Genomic DNA, 25,884 nt, shown 5'->3' on the forward strand with positions numbered 1-25,884 from the left:
CCAGGTTCTCGCCGTCGACGCCGGCACCCCACGAGCCCAGCCGGTGCCAGCCGGTGAGCAGCGCGGAGCGCCACCAGACCAGCAGCCGGGCCAGGGTCAGCCGGGGCGGCGTGCTGCGGCGGACGGTGCCCGGGGTGCTGGTCGCGACCGGCGTGCGCCGGCCCCAGCCCTCGGCGTCGCGGGACGGTGCGGTGCGGGCGGCAGCGGTGCGGGCGGCAGCGGTCTGCCGCCGGGGTGCGGTGCCGGCGACCGAGCGGGCGAGCTCGGCGCGGCGGGCCGCGGTCGCCGCGGTGGCCACGGGTCGCTGCGGCGCGACCGGTGCCCGTCGGACGTGCTCGCCGGCGGCGGCGCGGGCCACGGCGGTGCGGCCGGCCGCCGTCGTGCGGGCGGGGTTGGTGCGGGACTCCGGGACCTCGACGCCGCTGTCGATGGCGGAGTACCGGGCGTCCTGGCCGGGGCCGGGCAGCTCGGTGAGGACGAGCGTGGTGGGAGCGGTGATCGAGGTGATCGCCATGTCTCGTGTCTCTCTCCTGGTGGGCGTGGACCGTGGTCGGGGAGGACTGCGGTCAGGGATGAGAGTGACGCGTGGGGCTCCCGTGGTCGGCTCGTACGGACACTCCCTGGAGGCCGCGTGACCGAACCGTTGTGAGAGCCGTGTCGCGGGCCGGTCACCGCCCCCGGGAACCGGTCACTTGTCGACGCGAACCGGCGTTTCCGCAGGTTCGCTGCGCCGGTGGAGTCGGTGACCCCGGGACGCGACGCCTGGGACGGGCGTGTCGGTTGTGACGGACGGTGCGTCCGGCAGCCCTGGCATGGGATCCCCCGCATACCGGATGGGCCGTCTGCGATATGCGGGGGATCCCATGCCGGGGCGGGCGGGGCGGGCGGGGCGGGGGCGTGGCGCAGACTGCGGGGGTGACCGACCGCATCCCCCTGGTGATCGACACCGACCCCGGCATCGACGACGCGCTGGCGGTCCTGCTCGCGCTGGCGAGCCCCGAGGTGGACCTGCAGCTGGTGACGACGGTGCACGGCAACGTCGAGCTGGCGCAGACGACGGAGAACGCGCTGCGGGTGCTGCACCTGGCCGGCCGCTCCGACGTGCCGGTGGCCGCCGGCGCCGCCGGTCCGCTGGTGCACCCGCTGCCCACCCGCGCCGGGCACGTGCACGGCACCGCGGGCCTGGGCGGGGTGGAGCTGCCCCCCTCCCCCGCGTCGGTCGACCCGCGGCCGGCCGTCGTCGCGCTGGCGGAGCTGCTGCTGGCGCACGAGCCGGGCACCGTCACGGTGGCCCCGATCGGCCCGCTGACCAACATCGCGCTGCTGATGGCGGTGTACCCCGAGGCCGCGCAGCGGATCGGCCGGGTCGTCTGGATGGGCGGCTCGGCGCACCGCGGCGGCAACGTCACCTCCGCGGCGGAGTTCAACGCCTGGGCCGACCCGGAGGCCGCGCACGCCGTGCTGACCTCCGGGCTGCCGGTGACCATGGTCGGGCTGGACGTCACGCTGCCCACGGTGCTCACCGAGGAGGGCATCGAGCGCTTCCGCAGCACCGGTGGGACGGTCGGGGAGACCGCTGCCGCGGTCCTGCGCCAGTACGTGGACGCCGCCCGGGACGCCTACGGGATCAGCGGCGTGGTCGTGCACGACGCTCTCGCGCTGACCGAGGCGATCGTGCCCGGCACGCTGCGCACCGTCCGCCGGGACGTCGTGGTCGGCACCACGCTGGGCGCCGCCCGCGGGCAGACGCTGGTCGACAGCCGGTCGGTGTCCACCGCGGACACCGCCGTCGAGGTCGCCGAGACCGTCGACAGCGACGCCGCGGTGGAGTTCCTGGTCAGCCGACTGGCCTCCTACGGGGCCTGATCCAGGCGCGGCTCGTCCAAGAACGCCTCCACCACCTGCGCCATCGCGTCGGCGTGGGTGAAGAGGAACAGGTGCCCGCCCCCGCGGACGACGTGCAGCCGGCCGTGCGGCAGCCGCGAGGCCATCAGCCGGGCGTTGGCCAGCGGGATGATCGGGTCGTCGTCCCCGGCGAGGACCAAGGTGGGCATCTGCAGCCGGTGCAGCCAGGGCAGGCTGGACCAGCGGCGGAGCGCGGCGATCTGGCACAGGTAGCCGTAGGGCGTGGGCGGGTGCGCCGAGCGCTGTGCGGCGTGCTCCCCCAGCAGGTCCGGGTGGTGCTGGATGCCGCCGCCGTAGAGCGTGGGCGCGACCCGGGTCAGGTAGCCCGGGGAGTAGTAGCGCAGCGGTGAGGCCAGCACGCTGATCGCCGCCGGCCGCCCCGGCAGCGACACCCAGCCCGGGGTGGTGCCGGCCAGCACCAGCCGCCGGACGACGTCGGGGTGCCGGCGGGCGAGCTCCTGGGCCAGCGCGCCGCCCCAGGACAGCCCCAGCACGTCGACCTGCTCGTGGCCCACCGCGCGGACCAGCTCGGCGACCACGCCGGCCAGCTTCCGCAGCGTCGGCGGGTAGTGCGGCGTGGAGCTGCCGCCCACGCCGGGTGCGTCGAAGCTGATGGTCTCCCGGTCGGCCAGGTGCTCGCGGAAGGTGTCGAAGAGGTCCCCGGTGGCGCCGATGCCGTTGACCAGCAGCAGCGGGTGCCCGGCGCCGGCGTGGTCGACCCGGACGCGCAGGGAGAAGCCACCGATCTCCAGCTGACGTGGTGCCGCGGTCCGCACGTCAGGTGGTCGCGCGGACGTAGCTGCCCGGCGCGTCCTGGGTCGGCGGGTGGGCCGTGCTGCCGAGGGCCTTCCGGGCCTTGCGCCTGGGCCCGCTGCGTGGCTCGAGCCACTGCACCCAGTGGTCCCACCAGGAGCCCTGGTGCTCGGTGGCCTGCTCCAGCCACTCGTCGGCGCTGGGGGCGTCCTCGCCCTCGGGGACGGGGTCGGTGGTCCGGTAGGACCCCTTGGGGTTGCCCGAGGGGTTGATCAGCGCCTGGATGTGGCCCTGGCTGCTGAGCACGAACTGCACGTCGCCGCCGAGCAGGTCCACCGTGGGGTAGCAGGCCCGCCACGGGCAGATGTGGTCGGTGACGGCGCCGACCACGTAGGCGTCCGCGGTCACCCGGCCCAGGTCGACGGCGGTGCCCAGCACCCGCAGCTCGCCGGGGTGGGTGAGCGCGTTGCTCTGCGCCATGTCCATGAAGTCCCCGTGCAGCCCGGCGGGCAGGTCGACCGCGTCGGCGTTCCAGGCCAGCACGTCGAAGGCCGGCGGGTTCTTGCCCATCAGGTAGTTGTTGACCCAGTAGTTCCAGACCAGGTCGTTGGGGCGCAGCCAGGCGAACACCCGGGCCAGCTCGCGCCCGCTGAGGACGCCGTCCGAGCGGCTCTTGCGCCCGGCCGCGGCCACCACCGGCCGGGAGATGAAGGTGCCCACCTGGGAGGGCACCTCGAAGTCGATCAGGGTGACCAGGAACGTCACGCTGGCGAAGCGGTCGTCCCCGGCGGTGGCCAGGTGGCCCAGCAGGCCGGCGCCGGTGATCCCGCCGGCGCAGACGCCGAGCATGTTCATGTCCGGCGACCCGGTGATCTCGCGGACGACGTCGGAGGCCTCCAGCGCCGTCCGGGCGTAGGAGTCGTAGTCCCAGGCGGCGTCGGTCGCGCCCGGGTTGGCCCAGCTGAGCATGAAGACCTGGTGGCCGTGGCTCACCAGGTGCTCGACCATGCTGCGGCCCGGCGCCAGGTCCAGCACGTAGTACTTGTTGATCTGCGGGGGCAGCACCAGCATCGGCCGGGCGTGCACCTGGGGCGTGGTCGGCGTGTACTGGATCAGCTCGGCGATCTCGTTGGACCAGACCACCGACCCGGGTGTCGCGGCGATCGTCTCGCCGAGCACGAAGGGCCGGCTGTCGACCATCGAGGGCATGCCCCCGTTGTTGCGGACGTCGTAGGCGGCGTGCCGGGCGCCGTCGACCAGGCTGCGGCCGCGGGTCTCCAGCGCCCGCCTCAGCGCGGCCGGGTTGCCCAGCAGCGTGTTGGTGGGCGCGACCGCCTCGGTGAGCAGCCGCAGCAGGAACAGCGCGCGCAGCTTGCTCTTCTCGTCCAGGTCGAGGTCCTCGACCACGCCGTGCACGGCCCGGTTCCAGGCCAGGTAGGACTGGCCCAGCCGCTTGTAGACGGGGTTCTCCTGCCAGGCCGGGTCCTTGAACCGGGCGTCCTTGCGGTCGGGCTCGATCCCCGAGGTGCCGACGGCGACCCGGGCCAGCTGGGCGGTCAGGTCGACCCCGCGGCGGGTCAGCGCGCGGGGCTGGCGGGCGACCGTGCCGACCAGCCGGCGGGCCGCGGCGAGGCCCTGGGTGGGGCTCAGCGCGACCGGCAGGGCACCGGTCAACGCCTCGATCGCGGCCTCGACCAGCTCCAGGTCGGACTGCTGCTCGGCGGGCTCGGCCACCGTGGTGTGCGCCGGTCCCGCGTCGGGACGCCGTTCGGTCGTGGTCATGCGGTGTCTCCCGACCTCGGACAGCCCACCACCCGACCGGTCGTGTGCTGCCGGTCACATCCTGCACCGACCTGCCCGGTACCGCCCGTCCGGTGTCAGGAGAGCTCGTCGACGACCTGCTGGGCGCGGTCCCGGTCGGCCGTGGCCTGCTCGGCGTCGGCCACCGCGCCGTCCCGGTCCCGGCCGGCCTGCTCGGCGGAGGCCTCCGTGGTGGCGACGTCGTCCTCGGCGGCGGCCGCCAGCTCGCGCGCGGCGGCCAGCTGGGCCTCCAGCTCCTCGACCCGGGCCCGGGCGTCGTCCCGGCCGCGACGGGCCTGGTCGGCGGCCCGCTCGGCCTCCCGGGCCGCGGCCACCGCCTGCTCGGCCTCCTCGGCTGCCTCCTCGGCGACGGTCCGGGCGGCGCGGAGGGTGGCCCGGGCCTGGCGCAGCCGTTCCTCGGCCTCGCGTCGGGCGACCCGCTCGGCCTTCGCGGCCCGGGCCGCCTCCAGGTCCACCGGCGGGGCGGGCTCGGTCTCCGGCTCGGCGGCGGGTGCCTGCCGCGGTGGTGGGGCCGGACGGCGTGCGGGCACGGTCGGCGCCGAGGTGTCCGGCGTCCCCAGGCCGTTGTAGGACAGCGCCCCGGTCAGCCGGCCGGCGAGGACCGCCTGCCCCGCGGCCGGGTCGGCGACCGCTGCCCGCAGCGTCTCCTCGACCTGGGTGGTGACCTGGTCGCTGACCGGGTGCCCGGCCCGGCGGGCCAGCCGGGCCGCCTCCCGGGCCAGCGCGCGGACCACCTGCTGGCGCTGCTTGGACAGCTCCCGCATGGCCTCGGGGTCCAGGGTGTCCTGCGCCTGGCGCATCAGCTCGCCCAGCCCGACCAGCTCCTGCACCTGGTCCCCGGCGGACCGGACCAGCGTGTTCACCGTCCAGGCGGCCAGCGTCGGCTTGCCCAGCTCGCCGATCCGGCGGGCCAGCACCTTGTCGGTGCCCTTGGCCTCCGCGACGGCGTCGGCGCGGGCGGCGACGAACCCGGTCGGGACGACGGCGTACAGCTCGTCGGCCACCTCGTCGAAGGACCGCACCCCGCCTCCTCCCTGCACGTGTGTCAGGTGCCTCCCGACGCGGTAGACACTCTGCCCCGGCAGCCTGCACCCACGGCTGACCGACCCGACCCGCCGCCCGCGCGCGGCCCCACACACGGAGGGCTCGTGAGCACGCTGAGCCGGTTCACCGACGCGATCGCGGCGGCGGAGGCGTCCGGGACGATGGGCGCCGAGCTGCTGCCCGAACGCCTGGCGATGGCCTGCCTGGCCGCCCTGCCGGTCGACGGCGCCGGGATGAGCGTCCTGTTCGCCCCGGACCGCCGTCTGCCGCTGGGCGCGAGCTCGGCGATGGCCGCCGACGCCGAGCGGCTGCAGTTCACCGTCGGCGCCGGCCCGTGCCTGGCCGCCGCGGCCACCCGGGCGCCGGTGCTGGCCAGCGAGGCCGAGCTGGCCAGCCGCTGGCCGGGGTTCCACGCCGGGCTGGTGGAGAACACCGACTACCGCAGCGTGGCCTCGCTCCCGTTGGCGGGCGGTCTGACCGGCATCGGCACCGTCGACCTGTACCTGACCCCGCCGCACGGGCTGGACGAGATCGGTCTGGGAGACGCGCTGGCCGTGGTCGGGGAGATCAGCTCGGTCTTCACCGGCGCCATGGCGCACGCCTCCCGGGGGGCCGAGACCCCGGCCTGGCTGGACGCCCCGCCGGCCGGGCGCCGCGCCCAGGTCTGGGTCGCCATCGGCGTCCTCAACGCCGAGCTGGGCGTCACCAGCCCCCAGGCGCTGTCACTGCTGCGGGCCAGCGCCTACGCCGCCGACCTCGACGTCGACCAGCTGGCCGCCGAGCTGGTCAGCGGCCGCCGCTCCGCGGAGGACCTGCGACCGGTCGGCGACCTGCCCGACTGACCGGCCGGGGTCCTCACTCGACCAGGCCCTCCGAGCGCATCCAGTCCAGCGCCACGTCGACCGGCTCCTCGCCGTCGACGTCGACCCGCCGGTTGAGCTCGATCATCACCTCGTCGGTGATCAGCGGGGTGATCTCGGCGAAGACGTCGGCCAGCTCGGGGTGCTCCTCCAGCGTCTGGGTGTAGACCACCGGGGCGACGTTGTAGGCCGGGAAGAACTGCCGGTCGTCCTCGAGGACGGTCAGGTCCAGGGACTCGATCCGGCCGTCGGTGGTGAAGACCTCGCCGAAGTTGCAGGCGCCCTGGTCGGTGGCCGTGTACACCGCCCCGGTGTCCAGGGTCGAGACGGCGTCGCGGGGGACGCCGTCCGCGCTGCCCAGCGGCAGTCCGTACCTCTCGAGCATGGGCACGAAGCCGTCGTTGCGGCTGGCGAACTCCGCCTCGACGCAGAACGTGCGGTCCTCCACCGGCAGCGCGGCGATGTCGCTCAGCGTGGTCACGACCAGGTCGGCGGCCGCCTCGCTGCGGATCGCGAAGGCGTAGGTGTTGTTCATCTCCGCCGGCGGCAGCCAGGTCAGCCCGTTGGCCAGGTCGGCCTGGCGCACCGCCTCGTACTGCTCCGTCCGGTCCGGGATGCCCTCGGGCTCGCTGAGGTAGGTCAGCCAGGCCGTGCCGGTGTACTCCCAGTTCATGTCGATCTCCCCCGACGTCGCGCCGGTGCGGACCGGCACCGAACCGGGGATGTTGGTCCGGTCCAGCACGTCGAACCCGGCGGTCTGCAGCGCGATGACGGCGATCTTGCCGAGCACCAGCTGCTCGGTGAAGTTCTTGGCGCCGACGACGAGCTCGACGCCCTCGGCCCCCTCGACCGGCTGGATCGACCCGGGCTCCGCCTCGGGCGTGTACTGGTTGGCGGCCTGCAGCCCGCACCCGGCCAGCAGCAGGGGTGCGGTGAGCAGGGCGGCGGCCGTGCGGCGCATCGTCACAGTCCCTTCGGGCGGGCCAGGGTCTCCACGACCCGGCCGACCCAGTCCACGGCCAACGCCAGCAGCGCGACCAGCAGGGCCCCGCTGTAGAGCAGGGTGTCCAGGTTGAGGTTGATGCCGGTGGTGATCAGCAGGCCCAGCCCGCCACCGTCGATGAAGGTGGCCAGCGTGGCGGTGCCCACCAGCAGCACCAGCGCCGTCCGGACGCCGGAGAGCACGACGGGCACCGCCAGCGGCAGCTCGACCCGCAGCAGCACGGCCAGCGCGCTCATGCCCATGCCGCGGCCGGCCTCCACGAGGCGGGGGTCCACGCCCTGCAGTCCGACCATCGTGTTCCGCAGCACCGGCAGCACCGAGTAGAGGACCAGCGCGACGACGGCGGACCCGAAGCCGAAGCCCAGCCAGGTGGCCAGCAGCACGAAGAGCCCGATCGCCGGCGCGGCCTGACCGGTGTTGGCCACGCCCAGCACCAGCGGGCTGGCCCGCCGGAACGGGCCCCGGGTGAGCAGCACGCCCAGCGGGATGCCGACGGCCAGCACGACGACCGCGGCCACGGCGACCAGTTGCAGGTGGTCCAGGATGCTGCCGCCCAGCGCCGACCAGGCCAGCGGCCGGGCCTCGGCGTCGGTCAGCGTGGCGGTGGAGCGCCAGACGACGAACGCCACGGCGACGACCACGATCAGCGCGGGCTGCACCAGCAGGCCGCGCCAGGCGACGCCGTCGCACCGTCCCCCGGGTTCGACGGTCTCCGGCGCGGTGACCGCGGGGTCCACGGCGGCGGTCACCCGCGGGTCTCCCCGCGGGTCGACTGGATCGCGGCCATGACCTGCTCGACGACCAGCACCCCGGCCACCGCGTCCCGCCGGCCGGTGACGACGACGCCGCCCTGGCTGGCGGCGAGCATGGTGTCCAGTGCGTCGTTGAGGGTGGAGCGCAGACCCACGACGGGCAGCCGCTCGTCGCGGGTGGCCGGCACGGTCGTCGTCCGGGTGAGCTCGGCGACCGAGGGCCAGCTGATCGGCCGGCCACGGCCGTCGGTGACCACGACGTACTGCTCGCCGGCCGCGGTCGCCCGGGTGACGACGGCGGCGCTGTCCTCACCGGCGGCCGCGGTGACCGGGGTGTGCAGCCCGGTGTCGCCCACCCGGGTCAGGGTCAGCTGCTTGAGGGTCGCGCCGGCACCGACGAAGTCGGCCACGTAGTCCTCGGCCGGTTCGGCCAGGATCGCCTCGGGGGTGTCGTACTGGACGACCCGCGCACCGACGTCGAAGACGACGATGCGGTCCCCGAGCTTCACGGCCTCGTCGAAGTCGTGGGTGACGAAGACGATCGTCTTCCCCAGCTCCTCCTGGATCCGCAGCAGCTCGTCCTGCAGCCGCTGCCGGGTGATCGGGTCGACCGCGCCGAAGGGCTCGTCCATGAGCAGCACGGGCGGGTCGGCGGCCAGCGCCCGGGCCACACCGACGCGCTGCTGCTGGCCACCGGAGAGCTCCTTGGGGAACCGGTCGCGGTAGACCTCGGGGTCCAGCCCCACCAGGTCCAGCAGCTCGTCGACGCGCTCGGCGATCCGCTTCCGGTCCCACTTGAGCATCCCGGGGACCAGGCCGATGTTGGTGCCCACGGTCATGTGCGGGAACAGCCCGCCGGCCTGGATGACGTAGCCGATCCGGCGGCGCAGCTGGTCGGGGTCCTGGCCGGTGACGTCCTCGTCGCCCAGGTAGATCTTCCCGCCGCTGGGCTCGATGAGCCGGTTGAGCATCTTGAGCAGGGTGGTCTTCCCGCACCCGGAGGGGCCGACGAACATCACCGTCTCGCCGGCGGCGATCTCCAGGTCCACGGCGTCGACGGCGGGCTCGGACTGGCCCGGGTAGCGCTTGGTGACGCCCTCCAGGCGGATGGCGACGCCGCTGACGGTGCGGTCGTGGGCGGGGTCGCCGGCGTGGGTCAGGGTCTCAGACACGGATGCCCCTCGAGGTGGTCAGGCGACCGACCAGCACCAGCACCACGTCCAGGACGAGGGCCAGCAGGACGATCGCGATGGTCCCGACGAGCGTGGCGTTCAGCGCGTTGGCGCCGCCCAGCCGGGAGAGTCCGGAGAAGATGAGGCTGCCCAGGCCCGGCCCCAGCACGTAGGCGGCGACGGCGGCGATGCCCATGACCATCTGGGTGGACACCCGGACGCCGGCCAGGATCACCGGCCAGGCCAGCGGCAGCTCGACCCGCCGCAACGTGGTCAGCCGGCTCATGCCGATGCCGCGGGCGGACTCGACCAGCGACTGGTCCACGCCGCTGAGGCCGACCAGGGCGTTGCGCAGCACCGGGAGCGCCGCGTAGAAGACGACGGCGACGACCGCCGGGGTGATGCCGAAGCCGAAGGGGGCCAGCAGCAGGCCCAGCAGCGCGAACGAGGGGATCGTCAGCCCGATCGCGGAGACGCTGTTGGCCAGGCTGGTGACCCGGGCGCTGCGGTAGGACAGCACCGCCAGGCCGACGGCCAGCACGGTGGCCAGGACGACGCACTGCACCACCAGGCTCACGTGCTGGTAGGCCTGGAAGGCGATCAGCTCACGACGGTCGAGGAGGTACTGCCACAAGGGCCCACCCGCTTCCCTGGTCTCGGGGACCGCCCGTGGGTTCGAGCGGGACGGACACAGCGGGGCCTCAGGTGGTCGGCGGCCCCCGCTGCGGACCCGTGGCGCAACGCCACCGGATCGGTTCGACTGCGGACCAACGTGCCACAGCAGCCCCAGGCGTCGCACGACGGAGGCGGTCACGATGCGGTCACGGGCGTGCCCGCCGTCACGTCCGCCGTGGTTTGAGCCCGGTCGCCGGCGGAGACGACACCTGGTGCAGCGTTGCAGAGGAGGACCCCGTGGAGACGGTGCACGACCATGCCGAGGACGTGCCGTTCACGGTGTCGACCCGGCCCGGCGAGGACGGCGAGCTGGTCGCCGCCGTCACCGGGATGCTCGACTCGGCCTACAACCCGGCGTTGCAGCAGAGCCTGCTGCACGCCCTGCGCGGGGCGCCCGAGGTGCTCACCGTCGACCTGTCCGACGTGCACTTCTTCGGTTCGGCCGGCGTCACCGCGCTGGTGTGGCTCAGCCAGCACCCCGAGGCCCACGACAAGCGGGTCCGGGTGATCGCCACCAGCCGCATCGTCACCGGCCCGCTGGAGCTCACCGGCCTGCTGCAGCAGCTCGACGTCAGCGGCATGCCCGCGCACGCGGTCCCGCCGGCCGACCGCACCGGGCCGGCGGTGCCGCCGTCGGCTTGACTGGGGGCATGTCGAACCCCCCGTCGGACCCCCGGACGCCCACGACCGCCGACAAGGCCGTCGAGCTCCTGCGCCTGCACACCGACCCCGCGCTGCTCACCGTGGTCAACGTGTGGGACGTGATCACCGCGACCGTCGTCGCCGCGCTGCCCGGGACCCGCGCGCTGGCCACCGCCAGCCACTCGATCGCCGCCTCCCACGGCTACCCCGACGGCGAGGCCATCCCGGTCGACACGATGATCGAGGCCGTCGGCCGGATCGCCGGCGCGGTGTCGGTGCCGGTGTCCGCCGACCTGGAGGCCGGCTACGGCGACGCCGGGGAGACCGTCCGCAAGGCCATCGGGGTCGGTGTCGTGGGCGCCAACCTCGAGGACCAGATGAAGCCGCTGGACCAGGCCGTCGCCGCCGTCCGCGCCGCCGTGGCCGCCGGTGAGGCCGAGGGCGTGCCGTTCGTGCTCAACGCCCGCACCGACGCCTTCGTCAAGGCCGGCGACCGCCCCAAGGCCGACGTCGTCGCCGACGCGGTCGAGCGCGGCCGGGCCTTCCTGGACGCCGGCGCGGCCTGCGTCTTCGTCCCCGGCAAGCTCGACGAGTCCACCGTCGTCCAGCTGGTCCAGGGCATCGGCGAGCGCCGGGTGTCGGTCATCAACGTGCCCGGCTCGCTGCCCCAGGAGCGGCTGGCCCAGCTCGGCGTCGCCCGGGTGTCCTTCGGCCCGTGGACGCAGCGCCTGGCGCTCACCGCCTTCGCCGACTTCGCGGTCTCCGCGATCCGCGGCGGCAACCTGCCCGACGGTGTCCGCGCGCTGAACTGAGCCGGCCGGGCGGTCCACCCGCCCGTGTGTTCGACCGGGTGGACCTGAGCCCCGTACCGGCGACCTGGCGCCTGTGTACTCCGGCCGGCTGTGCGGCCGGGGGCATCAGCTCCCGGCGCGGGTGACGGCGGCGCAGAACCGGTCGTGGTCGGCACCGGTCTCGGCGAGTGGCTCCAGGACCTCGACCCGGCCGACCTCGGCCACCGCGTCCTCCAGCCGCCGCCGGGCCCGCCGAGCCCGGCGGCGGGCCCGGAGCGCGACCAGCGGCCGGCACAGCAACGCCAGCAGGGCCCCGGCCAGCAGCCCGCCCACCAGCAGCACGGTGGGGACCGGCAGGCCCTCCACCCGGGGCAGCGGGACGACGTCGTCGAGCTGCAGCCAGCCCAGCGCCACCAGGGCCAGCAGCCACAGCGCCCCGACCAGGGCGGTGGCCACCAGCAGCCACTGCAGTGCGCCGACCCCGCGCTGCCACAGCGGGGTGCGCTCGGACCCCAGGTCGGTGCCGGTCACGGCCCGGTCCAGCCGATCGGTCAGCCGGTCGGAGTGCACCTCGACGGTGCGCCGCAGGTCGTCGGTCCAGGCCACCGGCAGCCCGGCCCCGGCGGTGTCCCGGGCGCGCCGGACCGCCGTCGCCACGGCCGCCTGCTGGACGGCCCCGGCCGCCGGCAGCGAGCTGCGCGCGTCGGCGGACCCCAGGTGCAGCCGGCCCAGCGGGTCCGGGCGGAGCTTCCCCAGCCACCGGACGACGGGCCAGCCGGTCTGCGCGGTGCCGGCCCGGACCGTCGAGCGCTCCACGGCCGCGACCACCGCCGGCACCCCGGCCGCGTCGCCCAGCGCCCGGGTGAGGGAGCCCCGGTCGGCGTCGGACGTGCGACCGGAGGAGCCGCAGTGCGCCGCCAGCGCGGTCGCCACCCCCCGGACGTCGGCGGTCAGCCGCAGCGCCGCGGCACGGCGTGCGGCGACCCGCTCGGCCAGCCGGGAGCGCAGCCCGGGCAGGCCGTCCCCGGTGCGTGCGCTGACCGCCAGCAGCTCGGTGTCGGCCAGTCCCTCGGCGTCCAGCAGCCGGCGCAGGTCGGCCAGGCAGGCCGCCGCCGCGGGGTCGTCGAGCCGGTCGACCTGGTTGAGCACGACCAGCAGCGTCCCGCTGTGCCCGGCCAACGGCCTCAGGTAGCGGTCGTGCACGGCCGCGTCGGCGTACTTCTCCGGGTCCAGCACCCAGACCAGGACGTCGACCAGCTCGACCAGCCGGTCCACCTCCAGGCGGTGCTCCAGCCGGACACTGTCGTGGTCGGGCAGGTCCAGCAGCACCAGGCCGTCCAGCGCCGGGTCGGGGGCGTGCCGGTGCCGGCGCGGGACCTCCAGCCAGTCGAGCAGCCGGTCGGCGGAGTCGTCGGCTGCCCACACCGTGGCGTGTGCGACCCCGGTGGTCGGCCGGCGCACCCCGGGGGTGCTGACCTCACTGCCGGACAGCGCGTTGAACAGGGTGGACTTCCCGCTGCCGGTCGCCCCGGCGAGCGCCACCACGGTGGCGTCCCCGAGCGCCTGACGGGCCCCGGCCTTGGCCAGCAGCTGCCGGGCCCGGCCCACCTCCGGGACGTCGAGCCGGCCCTCGGCCACCTCGACCGCGTCGCGCAGCGCCGACAGCCGGTCGGCCAGCGGCAGCTCCCGGCGGCTCACCGCCGGACCCGGGCCAGGTCGGCCACGGCGGCGCGCAGGCCCGTGGCGTCCTGCGGGGTGGCTGCGCCGGCCAGCAGCTCGTCGAAGCGGCGTTGTTCCACGTGGAGCAACGCGGCGGCCCGCTCGTCGAGGTCGGCGCGGGCCCGGTCGGCGAGCTGACGGATGGCGGAGTCGCCGAACACGGCCTCCAGCACCTTCTGCCCGACGACCGTGGTGCCACCGGCGACGGCGACCTCGGCCCCGGACAGCCCCGCCGTCTGGGCGAAGACCGCGACCATCACCACCGCACCCGCCCCGTTGACACCCCAGGACAGCACCCGCGCCCGGGACCGCTTGCCCGCACCCTCACCGCGGACCAGCTCCAGGACCGCACCCTGCCAGCCCCGGACGGCGTCCGCGGCGGCCTCGGTGAAGCCGGGCGAGACCGTGGACAGCTCCCGCTCGCGGCCGGCGACCAGCGGACCACCGCCGGGCAGCGAGCGCCACGCGGTGACGGTGCGCTCGGCGGCGTCGTCGGCGGCGGAGCGGAGCAGGTGCTCGACGCTGGACTCCAGGGCGACGGTGAGGTCCTCGGCCGGGGTCTGCCGGCCGGTCAGGGCCGCGGTCACCCGGTCCCGCAACCGGCCGATGCCGGCCTGCATGGACCGCATCCACTCCCCCGTGCCGACGAACTCCTGCCAGCGCGCCAGCACCTCCCCGCGCAGCAGGGTGCCGCTGCGGACGCCGTCGTCGACGTCGTCGCGGGCCTGGGCGTGCGCGGCGTCGGCGGCCCCGCGCAGCGCCGTCGCCGCGGCGGTCTGCTCGGTGACCTCGGCCTCGACCACGGCCACCCGGTCGTCGAGGCTGGCCAGCGCACCGACCAGGGTCTGCCGGACCACCTCGGCCCGGGCCCCGGCGTCCGCGGCCAGGCCGTGCAGCCAGGACCGCAGGGCGCCCACCTGGTCCTCGGGGAGCCGGCCCTCGACCAGCGGTCGCTCCTCCACCACGACGAGCCGGGCCTGGGCGAGGCCCGCGCGCTGCAGCATCCCGGCCAGGTCGGCGCTGACCTCGGCGGCGGCCTCCGGCGGCACCCGGTCCAGCACCACCGCGAGGGCGGTGCCCCGGTCGGCCGCGGTGCGCAGCAGGTCCCACGGGACCGCGTCGGCGTACCGGGAGGCGGTGGTGACGAAGACCCACAGGTCCGCGGCCGACAGCAGCTGGCCGGCCAGGTCCCGGTTGGCCTCCACGACGCTGTCCACGTCCGGGGCGTCCACCAGGGCCAGGCCCGGGGGCAGTCGGGCGGAGACCACCAGCTGCACCGAGCCCGCGCCCGCCGACCCCCCGGTCGTGCGCGCCAGCCCGGGCAGCACCCGGTCGTCGGCGAAGGCGGCCCGGTCGTCCGGGGCGCAGACCAGCACCGGGGAGCGGGTGGTCGGACGGAGCACGCCGGGGGTGGTGACCTGCTCCCCGAGCAGGCTGTTGACCAGCGTGGACTTGCCGGCCCCGGTCGAGCCGCCGACGACGGCCAGCAGCGGTGCGTCCAGGTCGCGCAGCCGGGGCAGCAGGTAGTCGTCCACCTGGTCGACGACGGCCCGGGCGGTCCGCGCGGCGGCGTCCCGGCCGGGGGTGGCCAGCACCAGCGGGACGGCGGCGACCCGGTCGCGCAGCTGCTGAACCGCAGCGGCCAGGTCGGGCGCGGGGGACGCGGGCACCCCGTGGTCTCCGGCCGGGCTCGTGGGCGTCACGGGGCGATCCTCCCGGTCGGCGGGCCCGGCGGCACCTCGTGCCGGCCCGGCGGCGCTCCGCGGTCCCGCGCGTCCCACCAGCACCGACGCACCGGAGGGCGGTGACGGAACGGATCCGTGCCTTCCGTGTGCGCGTCGGGCCACCGTCCCCCAGGATGGGCCCGTACAGCCTTCGAGCCGAGGAGGACCTCCGTGAGCGAGCTCCACGACCGGACGCAGGGAGTCGGCACCCCCGCACGCGCGGTCGACGAGCCACCCCGAGGAGGACACGTGGACAGCCAGACCTGGCCGGCGGCACCGGTGCCCGACGTCCCCGGCGACGTGTGGCGCTGGCAGCTGCCCAGCGTGCACGACGCCTCGCGCGTCCGGATGGACCTGCGGGCCCGCCTGGCCCACCCGTCGCTGACCTCCTCCTCCACCGAGGACGCCCGCGAGGGCCTGCTGCTGGCCTTCGAGGAGCTGGCCTCCAACGCGCTGCGCCACGGCGGCGGCGCGGTCGAGGCGGTCATCGTGGCCACCCGGCAGGGCTGGCTGCTGACGCTGTCCGACGAGTCCCCCGACCGGCCCCCGGTCCCCGCCGTCGACCGCGACCCCGCGCTGGGCGGCATGGGCCTGCCGATGGTGGCCCAGCTGTCGGTCCGCTACGGCTACGCGGTGGACGCCGAGCGCAAGACCGTCTGGGCCCAGCTGACCTCCGGCGTGCCGGTGGGCGGGGCACCGACCCCGCGGGGCTCCCGGGCCTGACCCCGCGCGGGCGCTCAGCCGAGTTCGACGACCAGGAAGGCGACGTCGTCGAGCCGGCTGGTGACCAGGCCGGCCATCGCGTCGGCCACGACCTCGACCGGTGCGCCCACGGGCAGGTCGGCCAGCAACGCGGTCAGCCGCGCCGTGCCCAGGTCGGTGTCCCGTTCGGGGCCGTCGTCCTCGGGCTGCTCGATGAGCCCGTCGGTGAAGCCGACCAGCTGACTGCCGGCCGGCACCGTCGTGGTGACGACGCGGCGGCGGGCCCCGGCGTCGGCGCCCAGCAGCAGGTCGTGCTCGGGGGTCAGCGGGGCGACCGCGCCGTCGGGGGTGCGCAGCAGCACCGGCGGGTGACCAGCGTTGGAGCACTCGACCCGCCAGGGCCCCCCGGGCTCGGCCGGGCGGTGCGCCCGCAGGTGGACGGCGGTCGCCAGCCCTGGCACGGAGAGCACGTCGACCAGCCGGTCGACCCGGGTGAGCACCTCGGCGGCGTCCGGGGCGTCCCGGTCCCAGCAGGCGGCCCGGATGAGACCGCGCAGCTGCCCCATGGTCGCCGCGGCGTTGAGGTCGTGCCCGGCCACGTCGCCGATGACCAGACCGACCCGGTCACCGGGCAGCTCCAGGAGGTCGTAGAAGTCCCCGCCCACCGCCGCCGCCGCCGAGGCCGCGGTGTAGTGGGCGGCGGCCCGCACGCCCCGGATCTCGGGCAGCTCGGGGAGCAGGGACCGCTGCAGCGTCTCGGCGACCGAGGCCTCCTGCTGGTAGAGCCGGGCGTTGTCCAGCGCCAGGCCGGCCCGCCGGCCCAGGTCCTGGGCCAGGTCCACGTCGGCGGGGCTGAACCCGTCGTCGATGCCGCGCATGAGGGTCAGCACGCCCCGGGTCCCCCCACGCGCCGGGAGCGGGACCGCCAGCAGCGACCGGGTGCCCAGCTCGGCCAGCAGCCGGCCGTCCAGCCCCCGGGTGTAGCCGGTCATCGTCTCGGGCCGCAGCCCGCCCAGGACCACCGGCAGACCCGACTCCACCGCGGCCCGGCCGGGCGCCGAGTCGGGCAGGTGCCGGCCCAGGAACGCCGTCCGGATGTCGACCAGCTGCTCGACGGGGACGCCGGTGTGGTGCACGGCCACCTCGTCGACCACGCCGTCGCCGTCCAGCCGGGCGATGAAGACCCAGTCGGCCAGCAACGGAACGCACAGCCGGGCCAGCCGGTCGAGCAGCACGGTGGTGTCCAGGGTGCTGGAGAGCTGGCTGGTCGCCTCGGCCATCAGCCGCAGCCGGTCCTGGGCGAGCTCGGACTCCCGGCGGGCGGCCCGCTCGGCGGCGTGCGCCGCCTCGCGCTCGGTCTCCAGCAACACCCGCTGGGTGACGTCGGACTGCACGCCCACGAAGCTGACCAGCTCGCCGCGCCCGTCCAGCACCGGGCTGATGGACAGCTGGTTCCAGAACGCGGTGCCGTCCTTGCGGTGGTTGAGCAGCGTCACCGTGGTCTGGGTGCGGGCGGCGATGCCGGCCCGGATGGCGTCGACCGCGGCCGGGTCGGTGGCCGGTCCCTGCAGGAAGCTGCAGTTGCGCCCCACGGACTCCTCGGCGGAGTACCCGGTGACCCGGGTGAAGGAGGGGTTGACCCAGACCAGCGGGTTCCCGGGGCGGCGCGGGTCGCTGATGGTGAAGCAGATGTCGGTGGCCACGACGGCGCGCTCGCGCAGCGACTGCAGCAGCAGGTCCGTGCCGGCGTCGCCACCCTCGTCGTCCACGCCGAGCAGGACGACCAGGGACAGCGAGCCCTCGTCGGGGGCCAGCGGGAAGCCGGTGACCCAGAGCAGCTGGTCGGGATCGCCGGCCACGCTGCGGCGGACCGCCTGTCCGGCGACCGGCTGGCCCGCGGCCAGCTGGGTGAGGGGTCCGTCCGTGCCGGCCAGCGGGCGGCCGTCGAGGTCGGTCAGTCCGGCGGCGGTGCCCCAGGCGTCGGCGCCGACCGGCAGCGGCACGTCCCCGGCGAGCTCCCATGCGGCGGAGTTGGCGTAGGTGACCTGCGCGCTCGCGCGGTCGATGAGGACGACGGCGACCGGGGCGTCACCGAGGACGCGCGGCAGCGACCGCACCCCGGCGGGGTCGCCGGACAGGCCGGCCGCCGCAGCACCCAGCACCTCGTCCTGCTGCGCCACGGCCGCGGGGCCGGGACCCCGGCGGGCCGGACCGGAGGTCGACGCGGGGACCCCGACAGACGACTCGGGGCGCAGTCCCGTGTCATCAGACCGCACACGACCGATCGTAGTTCGACGGGGCCCGGTCGCCCAGCCGCCGTGCACAGGCACCCCGCACGGGACCGTCCCGTCCCCCGTCCGTGACCTGGCCGTGACATCCGACCCGGGGTGCGGTTACGGTCGGTGGGGCCCACGGGTCCCAGCCACACCATCCGTCACAGCGTCATGTCGCGTCGTCACCCTGACGGCCAGCACGCCACAGCGCCCCCGGAGGCCCGTCCTGCTCGCCCTGCGCCACGATCTGCCCCCTCGTCGACGCCGGGTGCTGACGACGCTCGTCGCCGTCCTCGCGACGGTGACCCTCAGCGGGCTCGCCGCGCCCGCCGCCGTCGCCGCCCCGGTCGACGCCTCCGCCGTGGCCGCCGCCACCGCCGAGGTGGACCGGGTCTCGGCGCTGGTCGCCGCCGCCGAGGAGGAGCTGGCCCGGGCCACGGTCACCGCCGAGGCCGCCGCCGACGCCGACCGGGCCGCGCAGGACCAGCTGGTCGCCGCACAGACCGCCGCCGCGACCACCGCCGCCCAGCTGCAGACCGCCCAGGCCGCCACCGCGGTCGCCGAGGCCGACGTCGCCACGCTGGGCCGGGAGGCCTTCATGGGCCGGCAGACCCTGGGCGACGCAGAGGTGCTGCTGGGCGCCGAGGGCCCCGAGGAGCTGTTGCAGCGGGCGACCACGCTCGAGCAGCTGGGCGTGGACCGGTCCGAGCGGCTGGAGGCCGTCGAGGCCGTGCAGGCCGACCAGGAGGACGCGGACCGCGCCGCTCGGGACGCGGTCACCGCGCTGGACGCCGCGGCCGCCGCCGCGGCCGCGGCCGACGTCGCTGCCCAGGACCAGCTGGCCGCCACCCAGGCCTCCTACGACGAGGTCGCCGCCGAGCGGGCGGCACTGGAGACCGAGCTGCTGGCCGCCCAGACCGCGCTGCTGGAGGCCCAGGGCGTCGCCGACGCCGCCGAGGTCGCCGCCGCCCAGGCCGAGCAGGCCACCGTCGTCGCGAGCGCCGGGACCGGCTCACTGGTCACCGGCCGGGTCACCTCCTGCTACGGCAACCGCTGGGGCACGACGCACTACGGCATCGACATCGCCGCACCGATCGGCACGCCGATCTACGTCCCCGAGGACGGCGTCGTGCTGCAGGCCGGGCCGGCCAACGGCTTCGGCCAGGCCGTCTACGTCCAGCACCCCGACGGCGTGATCAGCCTCTACGGCCACGTGGACACCTTCACCGTGCGTGCCGGCCAGGTGGTGACCGCCGGGCAGCAGATCGCGACCGTGGGCAACCGCGGCCAGTCGACTGGGCCGCACCTGCACGTCGAGACGCACTACGGCGGGCTCTACGCCGAGCGCCGGGACCCGGTCGCGTGGCTGAGCGCCCGCGGGGTCAGCGTGGGTTCCTGCACCTGAGGCGCGGGCGGCGGGTCAGCCCGTCGCCAGCCCCCGGGTGAGCGCCTCGCGGGCGACCGGCCAGTCCTCGTCGGTCATCGCGAACTGCACCGTCGTCCGCCAGGTCCCGTCCCGGCGACGGCGGTGCTTGCGCAACCGGCCCTCCTCGACCGCGCCCAGCGCCGCGATGGCGGCCCGGGACGGGGCGTTGCGCTCGTCGGTGTGCCACACGACGCGGACCGCACCCAGCTCGTCGAACGCCCGGGTGAGCAACAGCCGCTTGGCCTCCCGGTTCACCCCGCTGCGCTGCGCGGTCCCAGCCAGCCAGGTGTAGCCGACCGCCAGCGACCGGTTGCCCGGGTCCACGTCGTAGAACGAGGTCGAGCCGAGGAACTCCCCCGCCGGTGACAGCTGGGCGAACGGCACCCGGTCGGCCTGGGTCAGCGCGGTGGCGATCTGGTCCAGCGCGCCCGCCCGGTCGGCCGGTGGGCCGATGGACAGGTGCTCGGCGACCGGGCCGGTCAGCCCCGCCAGCCAGCCGGTGGCGTGCTCGGGGCCCAGCGGCACCAGGTGCACGCGGGATCCGGTCAGGGAGACGCGCTCGAACCAGTCGGCCACGGCGCGATCATGCCCGCACCGCGTCCGCGGTCCCCTCCAGGGGAGTCGATCACGAGCTGCGGTTCCCGCTCCAGGAGTTCCGTTGCACGACCAGAAAGGTGGAGGACGACCGTGACCCGGGCGGCGCCTGTGCGTTGACCGTGCGTAGGTGCGTGCGCGTGACGGGCGACCCCCGGGACAGCGCACCGCCGCCGGGACCCACCCCAGCACCCCGGCCGCCCACCGGAACCGCTGCAGCTGACGAAGGGGTCACCTGTGAGTCTGGAAACGTCCGAGTCCGTCCCGCTCCCCGCCGAGGGGCAGTCCGAGGGGGAGCGCCGGTCGCACAGCCGCCGCCGCTTCCTCACCTACCTGGTCGCCGCACCGACCCTGGCCGTCGCCGCCCGCCTGGGCGCCGACGCCGTCGCCCCCGGCGTCGCGAACGCCGTCGTCCCCTCCTTGCCCGGCCCGGCCGAGATCCTGGACCTGGGCGACGTGCTGATCCTGGCCGGTGCGCCCACCTCCGGGCTCATCGTGGTCACCGTCGACGAGGCCGGCCGCGTCGGCCTGGCCCTGCCCCGCGCCGAGGTCGGCCAGGGCATCACCACCGCGGTCGGCATGCTGCTGGCCGACGAGCTCGACGTCCCGCTGGACCGGGTCGACGTCACCCTGGCCGACTCCCGGCCCGAGCTGCTGTTCAACCAGCTCACCGGCGGGTCCAACACCATCCGCAGCGTCTACGGGCCGGTCCGGTCCGCCGCCGCCCAGGCCCGCGCCCGGCTGCTGGCCGCCGCCGCCGCCCGCTGGGGCACCACGACCGTCGGCCTCACCGTCACCGACGGCGTCGTCACCGCCCCCGACGGCCGGACCGCCACCTACGGCGAGCTGTCCGCCGCCGCGGCGAGCCCGTCGCTGTCGGTCGTGCTGGCCACCCCCAAGCCGGCCTCGGCCGCGAAGCTCGTGGGCACCCCGACCAACCGGGTCGACGCCCGCAAGATGGTCACCGGCCAGATGGACTACACGCTGGACCTCGACGTCGTCCCCGGCGCGCTGCCCACCATGGTCCGCCGCCCGGCGTCCATCAACGGCACCGTGCGGTCGGTCGCGAACCTGGCCGCGGTCAAGGCGATGCCCGGGGTGGTCGACGTCGTCACGATCCCGACCGGGGTCGCCGTGCTGGCCGAGACCTTCGGCCAGGCGCTGGACGCCAAGGAGGCCCTGCAGGTCACCTGGGGCCCCGGCACCGTGGACGGGGAGGACGACGAGACGATCAAGGCCAAGCTCCGCGGGGCGGCGCTGCCCTTCGTCGTCCCGCCGCTGCTGTCCACGACCGTGGACGCCGAGTTCGACTTCGCCACCGTCAGCCACGCGCCGATGGAGACCAACTCCGCCGTGGCTGACGTGGCGGGCGGGAAGGCCGAGATCTGGTCGGGGCTGAAGTCCCCGATCGTCGCCCAGCAGGCCATCGCCGCCGACCTGGGCCTGCCGCAGTCCGCCGTCACCGTGCACGTCACGCAGGGCGGCGGCTCGTTCGGCCGCCGGCTGTTCTTCGACGCCGCCCTGGAGGCGGCCCGGATCTCGAAGGCCGCGGGGCGGCCGGTGAAGCTGATGTGGTCCCGGATCGACGACATGCGGCACGGCCGGGCCCGCGCGGCCAGCTTCCACCGGGTCCGCGCGACCGTGGCACTGGGCCAGGTGGTCAGCTTCGAGCACCGCGTCGCCAGCGTGGAGACCGACACCAAGCACGGCCTGGGCGAGATCCTCACCGCGACCGCGGCCAGCCTGCCGGTGGCCGGGAACCTGAGCTTCGCCCAGACGATCTTCCTGACGACGATCCACTCCCCGTACCACCTGGGGGTGACGACGCAGCTGCTCAACGAGGTGCCGCTGCAGATGCACACCGGGTCGTGGCGCTCGGTCTACTCGGCGAACACCCGGGGCGCCGAGGAGATCGTCATCGACGAGATCGCGGCGAAGATGCGCAAGGACCCGCTCGCCTTCCGCCGCGAGTTCCTCAAGGAGGACCGCTACCGCGCGGTGCTGGACAAGGTCGCCGCCGAGGGCCAGTGGGGCAAGACCATGCCGCGGGGCACCGCGCAGGGCATCGCCTTCCACGCCGAGTACAAGTCGTGCACCGCGATCCTGGTCGAGGTCGACGCCCGCGACCCGCGCAACCCGCGGGTCACCAAGGCGACCATCGCCGCCGACGTGGGCCGCCCGATCAACCCGCGCGGGTTGGAGTCCCAGCTGATCGGCGGCCTCACCGACGCCATCGGGACGACGTTCCGCGCCGGGCTGCACATCGACGCCGGCCTCCCGCTGGAGGGCAGCTACTCGCAGTTCCACTACACCCGGCAGGCCGAGAGCCCGCTGGAGACGAAGGTCTTCGTCATGCCGGCCAACGGCGAGCCCGGCGGGGCCGGCGAGCTCGGCGTGCCGGCCGCCGTGGGTGCGATCGCGAACGCCTACGCCCGGGCCACCGGCACCAAGCCGCGCAGCTTCCCGGTGAACTTCCCGGTCGACTTCGACCCCTTCCCCCGCTGAGCCAGGAGACGACATGCCCAACTACACCTTCCAGCTCAACGGGGAGACCGTCACCGTCGACGCCCCCGCCGACCTCCCGCTGCTGTGGGCGCTGCGCGACAAGCTCGGCGTCACCGGGCCGAAGTACGGCTGCGGGATCGACGTGTGCAAGGCCTGCACCAGCCACCTGGACGGCGAGGCGATCAACCCCTGCGTCACGCCGACCGCCGACGTCGCCGGCCGTGAGTTGACGACCATCGAGGGGCTGGCCGGCACCTGGTCCGACGACCCGGACGAGCTGCACCCGGTCCAGGAGGCCTGGCTGGAGCGCGACGTCGCCCAGTGCGGGTACTGCCAGCCCGGCCAGATCATGGCCGCCGTGGCGCTGCTGCGGCGCACCTCGAACCCCACGGACGCCGACATCGACGCCATCGAGAACGTCTGCCGGTGCGGGTCGTACTCGCGCATCCGGGAGGCCATCAAGGCGGCCGCCGCCGCCATGTGAGCGCCCGTTCCCCCGGACGGCGCCGCCGTCCGGGGGAAGCGGCGCTTCCGGGGCCCTGGAGAAGCCCTTCGTGCGGCAGACTGTGGCCCATGGAGTTCCGTTCGACCGTGCTGCTGGCCGGCAAGACCGCCACCGGTCTGGTCGTGCCGGCCGACGTCGTCGAGGCACTGGGCGCCGGCGCACGGGCGCCGGTCACGGTGACCCTGGCCGGGTACAGCTACCCGAGCACCCTGGCCGTCATGGGCGGGCAGCACCTCATCCCGTTGGCCGCCGAGCACCGCACCGCCGCCGGCGTCTCCGCCGGGGACGACGTGCTGGTCGACCTGGTGGTGGACACCGCCCCGCGCACCGTCGAGCTGCCCGCGGAGCTGGCCGAGGTCCTGGACGCGTCGCAGCGGGCCGCCTTCGCCGCGCTGTCCCCGTCCCGGCAGAAGGCGCACGTCGTCTCCGTCGGCTCCGCGAAGACCCCCGAGACGCGGGCCCGGCGGATCGCCGCCGTCGCCGTGGCGCTGAGCGCGTGACGGCCGTCGACCGGACGGCACCGCACGCCGTCGTGCGGCTCCCCCGCCGGACGCCGTTGCCGCCGATCCCGGACGAGGCGTTCGAGCGGTTCGCCCGGCTGGTCCGCCACCAGCTGGGGGTGCCGGTCAGCCTGGTGAGCCTGGTCGACGAGGACCGGCAGGTCTTCCCGGGCGCGGTCGGACTCCCCGAACCGTGGGCCACCACCCGCACGACCCCGCTCACGCACTCCTTCTGCCAGCACGTGGTGACCTCCCGCGAGCCGCTGGTGATCGCCGACGCCCGGCTCGACCCGCTGGTCGTGCACAACCTGGCGATCCCGGACCTCGGGGTCATCGGCTACGCCGGCATCCCGCTGACCGACGTCGACGGCGACGTCATCGGGTCGCTGTGCGCCATCGACCACCAGCCGCACGCCTGGACGGCGCTGGAGATCGCGGTCCTCACCGACCTGGCGGCGGCGTGCTCCTCGGAGCTCCAGCTGCGCCAGCTGCAGGCCCGGACCGAGCAGACCGCGACGGTGCTCGCCGAACGCGGCCGGCAGGCCCGCATGCTGCTGCGCACCTCGAGCCTGCTCAACCAGGCGACCACGACCACCGAGATCGGCGCCGCCGTCGGCCGGCTGGCCGGTCAGGGCTTCGGCGCGGACACCGCGGTCGTCTGCCTGGCCACCGAGCACACCCGGGAGCTGCGCCCGCTCGCGGTCGAGGAGCTCACCGCGGCCAGCCGGGCCGCCTGGCGCGGCGTCTCGGTCGACGCCGACCACCCCGCGGCGCGCACCCTGGCCGACCGGGTGGAGCGCCAGCACCGCGACGCCGGCGAGCTGCTGGCCGCCTTCCCGGGCCTGGCCGGCCGGCTGCCGGAGACCTGGCAGGCCGACCTGCACCTGCCGCTGGACCTGGGCCCCGGGGTCACCGGCGTGCTGAGCCTGAGCTGGCCGGTGGCGCGCGAGCTGGACACCGACGTCCGGACGACGGCCCGCGCCTTCGCCGGCTTCGTCAGCCAGGGCCTGCAGCGCGCGATGCTGCTGGAGGACCGCCGGAGCACCGCCGAGACGCTGCAGCTGGCCATGCTCACCGACCTCCCGGCGCCCACGCACCTGCAGCTGGCCGCCCGCTACGTGCCGTCCTCGGCCGAGCAACAGGTCGGTGGCGACTGGTACGACGCGTTGATCACCCCCGACGGCACCACCGTGCTGGCGATCGGCGACGTCACCGGGCACGACATGTCGGCCGCGGCAGCGATGGGCCAGCTGCGCACCCTGCTCCGCGGTCTGGCACACGACCGTGAGGAGCCCCCGGCGTCCACGCTGACCCGGCTGGACACCACCGCCGCCGGGCTGGGGGTCGGGACGCTGGCCACCGTCGTGGTGGCCCGGGTCGAGGCCGACGGCCGGCTCCGCTGGTCGAACGCCGGCCACCCGCCGCCGGTGCTGCTGCACGCCGACGGCCGGGTCGAGCTGCTGGAGACCCGGCCGGAGATGCTGCTCGGCCTGGACCTCGCGGTGCCGCGCACCGACCACGTGGTCGACCTGCCGCCGGACAGCACGCTGCTGCTCTACACCGACGGCCTGGTGGAGAGCCGCACCCAGGACCTCGACGTCGGCACCGCCTCGCTGCTGGCAGCCGTGCACACCCGCCGGCACCAGCCGCTGGACGAGCTGCTGGACGGCCTGCTCGGCGACCTGGCCCACGGTCGGGACGACGACATCGCACTGCTGGCGGTCCGATCCGCGCCCGCGGGCTGACGGCCGGCGCGCCGGGGTGACTACGGTGCGCAGATGACCGGAACGGATCGGACCGGTTCGCCGGACTCCTCGCTCGGCGCGGTGATGAGCCGCATCGCCCGGGAACTGCAGCAGGAACACGGGGACGTGGGGGCCACCCTGCAGGCCATCGCGACCACGGCGGTGGACGCGGTCCCCGGTGCGCAGCACTGCGGCATCAGCCTGGTCCTGGAGCGGTCCCGGGTGCAGCCGCGGGCGTCCTCCAGCCGGCTGCCGGTGGTCGTGGACGCCCTGCAGGAGCGCCTGGGCCAGGGGCCGTGCATGGACGTGGTCTGGGACCAGGAGGCCGTCCGCGTCGACGACGTCGCCACCGACGGGCGCTGGCCGGCGTTCGCAGCAGCGGCCGCCGAGGCCGGGGTGGGCAGCATGCTCTGCTTCCGGCTGTACGTCAGCGGCGACGAACTGGGTGCCATGCACCTGTACTCCGCCGCGCCCCGGGCCTTCGACGACCAGTCGGTCGACCACGGCCGGCTGCTGGCCGGCCACGCGGCGGTCGCGCTGGCCGGCGCCCAGCACGAGCACCACCTGCGCTCGGCCATCGACCACCGGGACCTCATCGGGCAGGCCAAGGGCATCCTCATGGAGCGGTACAAGACGACCGCCGACCAGGCGTTCGCGATGCTGGTCCGTTCCTCCTCGCTGACCAACCGGCGGCTGTGGGACGTCGCGGAGGAGCTGAGCACCACCGGCTCGCTGCCCCGCAGGGAGGGTTGACACCCGGCCGTCCCCGCGGG

Annotated in this window: 22 protein-coding genes; 11 read left to right on the forward strand and 11 right to left on the reverse strand. The window is 75.5% G+C overall.

Features of this window, described 5'->3' with window-relative positions; translation table 11 throughout:
- The first annotated feature begins 915 nt into the window (after positions 1-915).
- Positions 916-1,866, forward strand: a complete 951-nt coding sequence (locus AC0IVP_RS13375; RefSeq protein WP_471757115.1) for a nucleoside hydrolase — start codon at positions 916-918, stop codon at positions 1,864-1,866.
- Here AC0IVP_RS13375 and AC0IVP_RS13380 read toward each other — a convergent pair.
- From AC0IVP_RS13380 to AC0IVP_RS13390, 3 genes are all read right to left on the reverse strand, one after another.
- Positions 1,854-2,681: an alpha/beta fold hydrolase gene (locus tag AC0IVP_RS13380; RefSeq protein ID WP_471757117.1), complete on the reverse strand. Its 828-nt coding sequence runs from the start codon at positions 2,679-2,681 to the stop codon at positions 1,854-1,856. The genes AC0IVP_RS13375 and AC0IVP_RS13380 overlap by 13 nt on opposite strands.
- A gap of 1 nt (position 2,682) precedes the next feature.
- Entirely contained in the window at positions 2,683-4,440 is a 1,758-nt protein-coding gene (locus AC0IVP_RS13385; RefSeq protein WP_056296397.1) for a PHA/PHB synthase family protein, read from the reverse strand.
- 95 nt (positions 4,441-4,535) lie between these two features.
- Positions 4,536-5,501, reverse strand: coding sequence for a hypothetical protein (locus tag AC0IVP_RS13390; protein ID WP_471757119.1), 966 nt, complete (start codon positions 5,499-5,501; stop codon positions 4,536-4,538).
- Between the two features lie 126 nt (positions 5,502-5,627).
- On the opposite strand from AC0IVP_RS13390, the gene AC0IVP_RS13395 reads away from it, so the two are divergent.
- A complete protein-coding gene (locus AC0IVP_RS13395) occupies positions 5,628-6,365 on the forward strand; it encodes a GAF domain-containing protein (RefSeq protein WP_471757121.1) in 738 nt (245 codons plus the stop codon).
- Between the two features lie 13 nt (positions 6,366-6,378).
- Here AC0IVP_RS13395 and AC0IVP_RS13400 read toward each other — a convergent pair whose 3' ends face one another.
- From AC0IVP_RS13400 to AC0IVP_RS13415, 4 genes are read right to left on the reverse strand one after another with little or no spacing between them, the layout of a single operon-like run.
- Complete coding sequence (locus tag AC0IVP_RS13400) at positions 6,379-7,344, reverse strand: glycine betaine ABC transporter substrate-binding protein (RefSeq protein WP_471757123.1); 966 nt, start codon at positions 7,342-7,344, stop codon at positions 6,379-6,381.
- Positions 7,345-7,346: 2 nt separating this feature from the next.
- Positions 7,347-8,135, reverse strand: coding sequence for an ABC transporter permease (locus AC0IVP_RS13405; protein ID WP_471757125.1), 789 nt, complete (start codon positions 8,133-8,135; stop codon positions 7,347-7,349).
- The gene (locus AC0IVP_RS13410; protein ID WP_471757127.1) at positions 8,132-9,310 is read right to left on the reverse strand and encodes an ABC transporter ATP-binding protein; all 1,179 of its coding nucleotides are present in this window, start codon (positions 9,308-9,310) and stop codon (positions 8,132-8,134) included. Before AC0IVP_RS13410 ends, AC0IVP_RS13405 begins: the two co-directional genes overlap by 4 nt.
- The gene (locus AC0IVP_RS13415; protein ID WP_056296380.1) at positions 9,303-9,944 is read right to left on the reverse strand and encodes an ABC transporter permease; all 642 of its coding nucleotides are present in this window, start codon (positions 9,942-9,944) and stop codon (positions 9,303-9,305) included. The genes AC0IVP_RS13410 and AC0IVP_RS13415 overlap by 8 nt, the downstream gene beginning before the upstream one ends.
- Before the next feature lie 278 nt (positions 9,945-10,222).
- Here AC0IVP_RS13415 and AC0IVP_RS13420 point away from each other — a divergent pair, with 278 nt between their 5' ends.
- Complete coding sequence (locus tag AC0IVP_RS13420; RefSeq protein WP_056296377.1) at positions 10,223-10,627, forward strand: STAS domain-containing protein; 405 nt, start codon at positions 10,223-10,225, stop codon at positions 10,625-10,627.
- Between the two features lie 8 nt (positions 10,628-10,635).
- Positions 10,636-11,439 carry an isocitrate lyase/PEP mutase family protein gene (locus AC0IVP_RS13425; RefSeq protein ID WP_471757129.1) on the forward strand — a complete coding sequence of 268 codons (804 nt, stop codon included), beginning with the start codon at positions 10,636-10,638 and terminating at the stop codon, positions 11,437-11,439.
- A gap of 105 nt (positions 11,440-11,544) precedes the next feature.
- Here AC0IVP_RS13425 and AC0IVP_RS13430 read toward each other — a convergent pair whose 3' ends face one another.
- A complete protein-coding gene (locus AC0IVP_RS13430) occupies positions 11,545-13,116 on the reverse strand; it encodes a GTPase (protein ID WP_471757131.1) in 1,572 nt (523 codons plus the stop codon).
- Positions 13,113-14,840, reverse strand: coding sequence for a P-loop NTPase family protein (locus tag AC0IVP_RS13435; RefSeq protein ID WP_471757133.1), 1,728 nt, complete (start codon positions 14,838-14,840; stop codon positions 13,113-13,115). The genes AC0IVP_RS13430 and AC0IVP_RS13435 overlap by 4 nt, the downstream gene beginning before the upstream one ends.
- Before the next feature lie 270 nt (positions 14,841-15,110).
- Here AC0IVP_RS13435 and AC0IVP_RS13440 point away from each other — a divergent pair, with 270 nt between their 5' ends.
- Positions 15,111-15,584 carry an ATP-binding protein gene (locus AC0IVP_RS13440; RefSeq protein ID WP_471757135.1) on the forward strand — a complete coding sequence of 158 codons (474 nt, stop codon included), beginning with the start codon at positions 15,111-15,113 and terminating at the stop codon, positions 15,582-15,584.
- A gap of 14 nt (positions 15,585-15,598) precedes the next feature.
- On the opposite strand, the gene AC0IVP_RS13445 is transcribed toward AC0IVP_RS13440, so the two are convergent.
- On the reverse strand, positions 15,599-17,743 hold the full coding sequence (locus tag AC0IVP_RS13445; RefSeq protein ID WP_471757137.1) for a PP2C family protein-serine/threonine phosphatase: 2,145 nt from the start codon (positions 17,741-17,743) through the stop codon (positions 15,599-15,601).
- A 361-nt stretch (positions 17,744-18,104) separates the two neighbouring features.
- Here AC0IVP_RS13445 and AC0IVP_RS13450 point away from each other — a divergent pair, with 361 nt between their 5' ends.
- Positions 18,105-19,241, forward strand: a complete 1,137-nt coding sequence (locus tag AC0IVP_RS13450; RefSeq protein WP_471757139.1) for a M23 family metallopeptidase — start codon at positions 18,105-18,107, stop codon at positions 19,239-19,241.
- 15 nt (positions 19,242-19,256) lie between these two features.
- On the opposite strand, the gene AC0IVP_RS13455 is transcribed toward AC0IVP_RS13450, so the two are convergent.
- Positions 19,257-19,838, reverse strand: coding sequence for a GNAT family N-acetyltransferase (locus AC0IVP_RS13455; RefSeq protein WP_471757141.1), 582 nt, complete (start codon positions 19,836-19,838; stop codon positions 19,257-19,259).
- 255 nt (positions 19,839-20,093) lie between these two features.
- Here AC0IVP_RS13455 and AC0IVP_RS13460 point away from each other — a divergent pair, with 255 nt between their 5' ends.
- The 5 genes from AC0IVP_RS13460 to AC0IVP_RS13480 all read left to right on the forward strand — a co-directional run bounded on the left by AC0IVP_RS13460 (position 20,094) and on the right by AC0IVP_RS13480 (position 25,864).
- A complete protein-coding gene (locus AC0IVP_RS13460; RefSeq protein ID WP_200938960.1) occupies positions 20,094-22,361 on the forward strand; it encodes a xanthine dehydrogenase family protein molybdopterin-binding subunit in 2,268 nt (755 codons plus the stop codon).
- Between the two features lie 13 nt (positions 22,362-22,374).
- The gene (locus AC0IVP_RS13465) at positions 22,375-22,845 is read left to right on the forward strand and encodes a (2Fe-2S)-binding protein (RefSeq protein ID WP_471757143.1); all 471 of its coding nucleotides are present in this window, start codon (positions 22,375-22,377) and stop codon (positions 22,843-22,845) included.
- 89 nt (positions 22,846-22,934) lie between these two features.
- Complete coding sequence (locus tag AC0IVP_RS13470) at positions 22,935-23,366, forward strand: DUF1905 domain-containing protein (RefSeq protein WP_056296353.1); 432 nt, start codon at positions 22,935-22,937, stop codon at positions 23,364-23,366.
- Positions 23,363-25,111 carry a GAF domain-containing SpoIIE family protein phosphatase gene (locus tag AC0IVP_RS13475; RefSeq protein ID WP_471757145.1) on the forward strand — a complete coding sequence of 583 codons (1,749 nt, stop codon included), beginning with the start codon at positions 23,363-23,365 and terminating at the stop codon, positions 25,109-25,111. Before AC0IVP_RS13470 ends, AC0IVP_RS13475 begins: the two co-directional genes overlap by 4 nt.
- 33 nt (positions 25,112-25,144) lie before the next feature.
- Entirely contained in the window at positions 25,145-25,864 is a 720-nt protein-coding gene (locus AC0IVP_RS13480; protein ID WP_471757147.1) for a GAF and ANTAR domain-containing protein, read from the forward strand.
- Positions 25,865-25,884: the final 20 nt, after the last annotated feature.

This window comes from Klenkia sp. AC732, from assembly GCF_979256525.1.

Coding starts and splice junctions, on each gene's coding strand:
- AC0IVP_RS13385 (WP_056296397.1), bottom strand. CDS start 4,440: ATGACCACGACCGAACGGCGTCCCGACGCGGGACCGGCGCACACCACG.
- AC0IVP_RS13400 (WP_471757123.1), bottom strand. CDS start 7,344: ATGCGCCGCACGGCCGCCGCCCTGCTCACCGCACCCCTGCTGCTGGCC.
- AC0IVP_RS13425 (WP_471757129.1), top strand. CDS start 10,636: ATGTCGAACCCCCCGTCGGACCCCCGGACGCCCACGACCGCCGACAAG.
- AC0IVP_RS13465 (WP_471757143.1), top strand. CDS start 22,375: ATGCCCAACTACACCTTCCAGCTCAACGGGGAGACCGTCACCGTCGAC.
- AC0IVP_RS13470 (WP_056296353.1), top strand. CDS start 22,935: ATGGAGTTCCGTTCGACCGTGCTGCTGGCCGGCAAGACCGCCACCGGT.
- AC0IVP_RS13480 (WP_471757147.1), top strand. CDS start 25,145: ATGACCGGAACGGATCGGACCGGTTCGCCGGACTCCTCGCTCGGCGCG.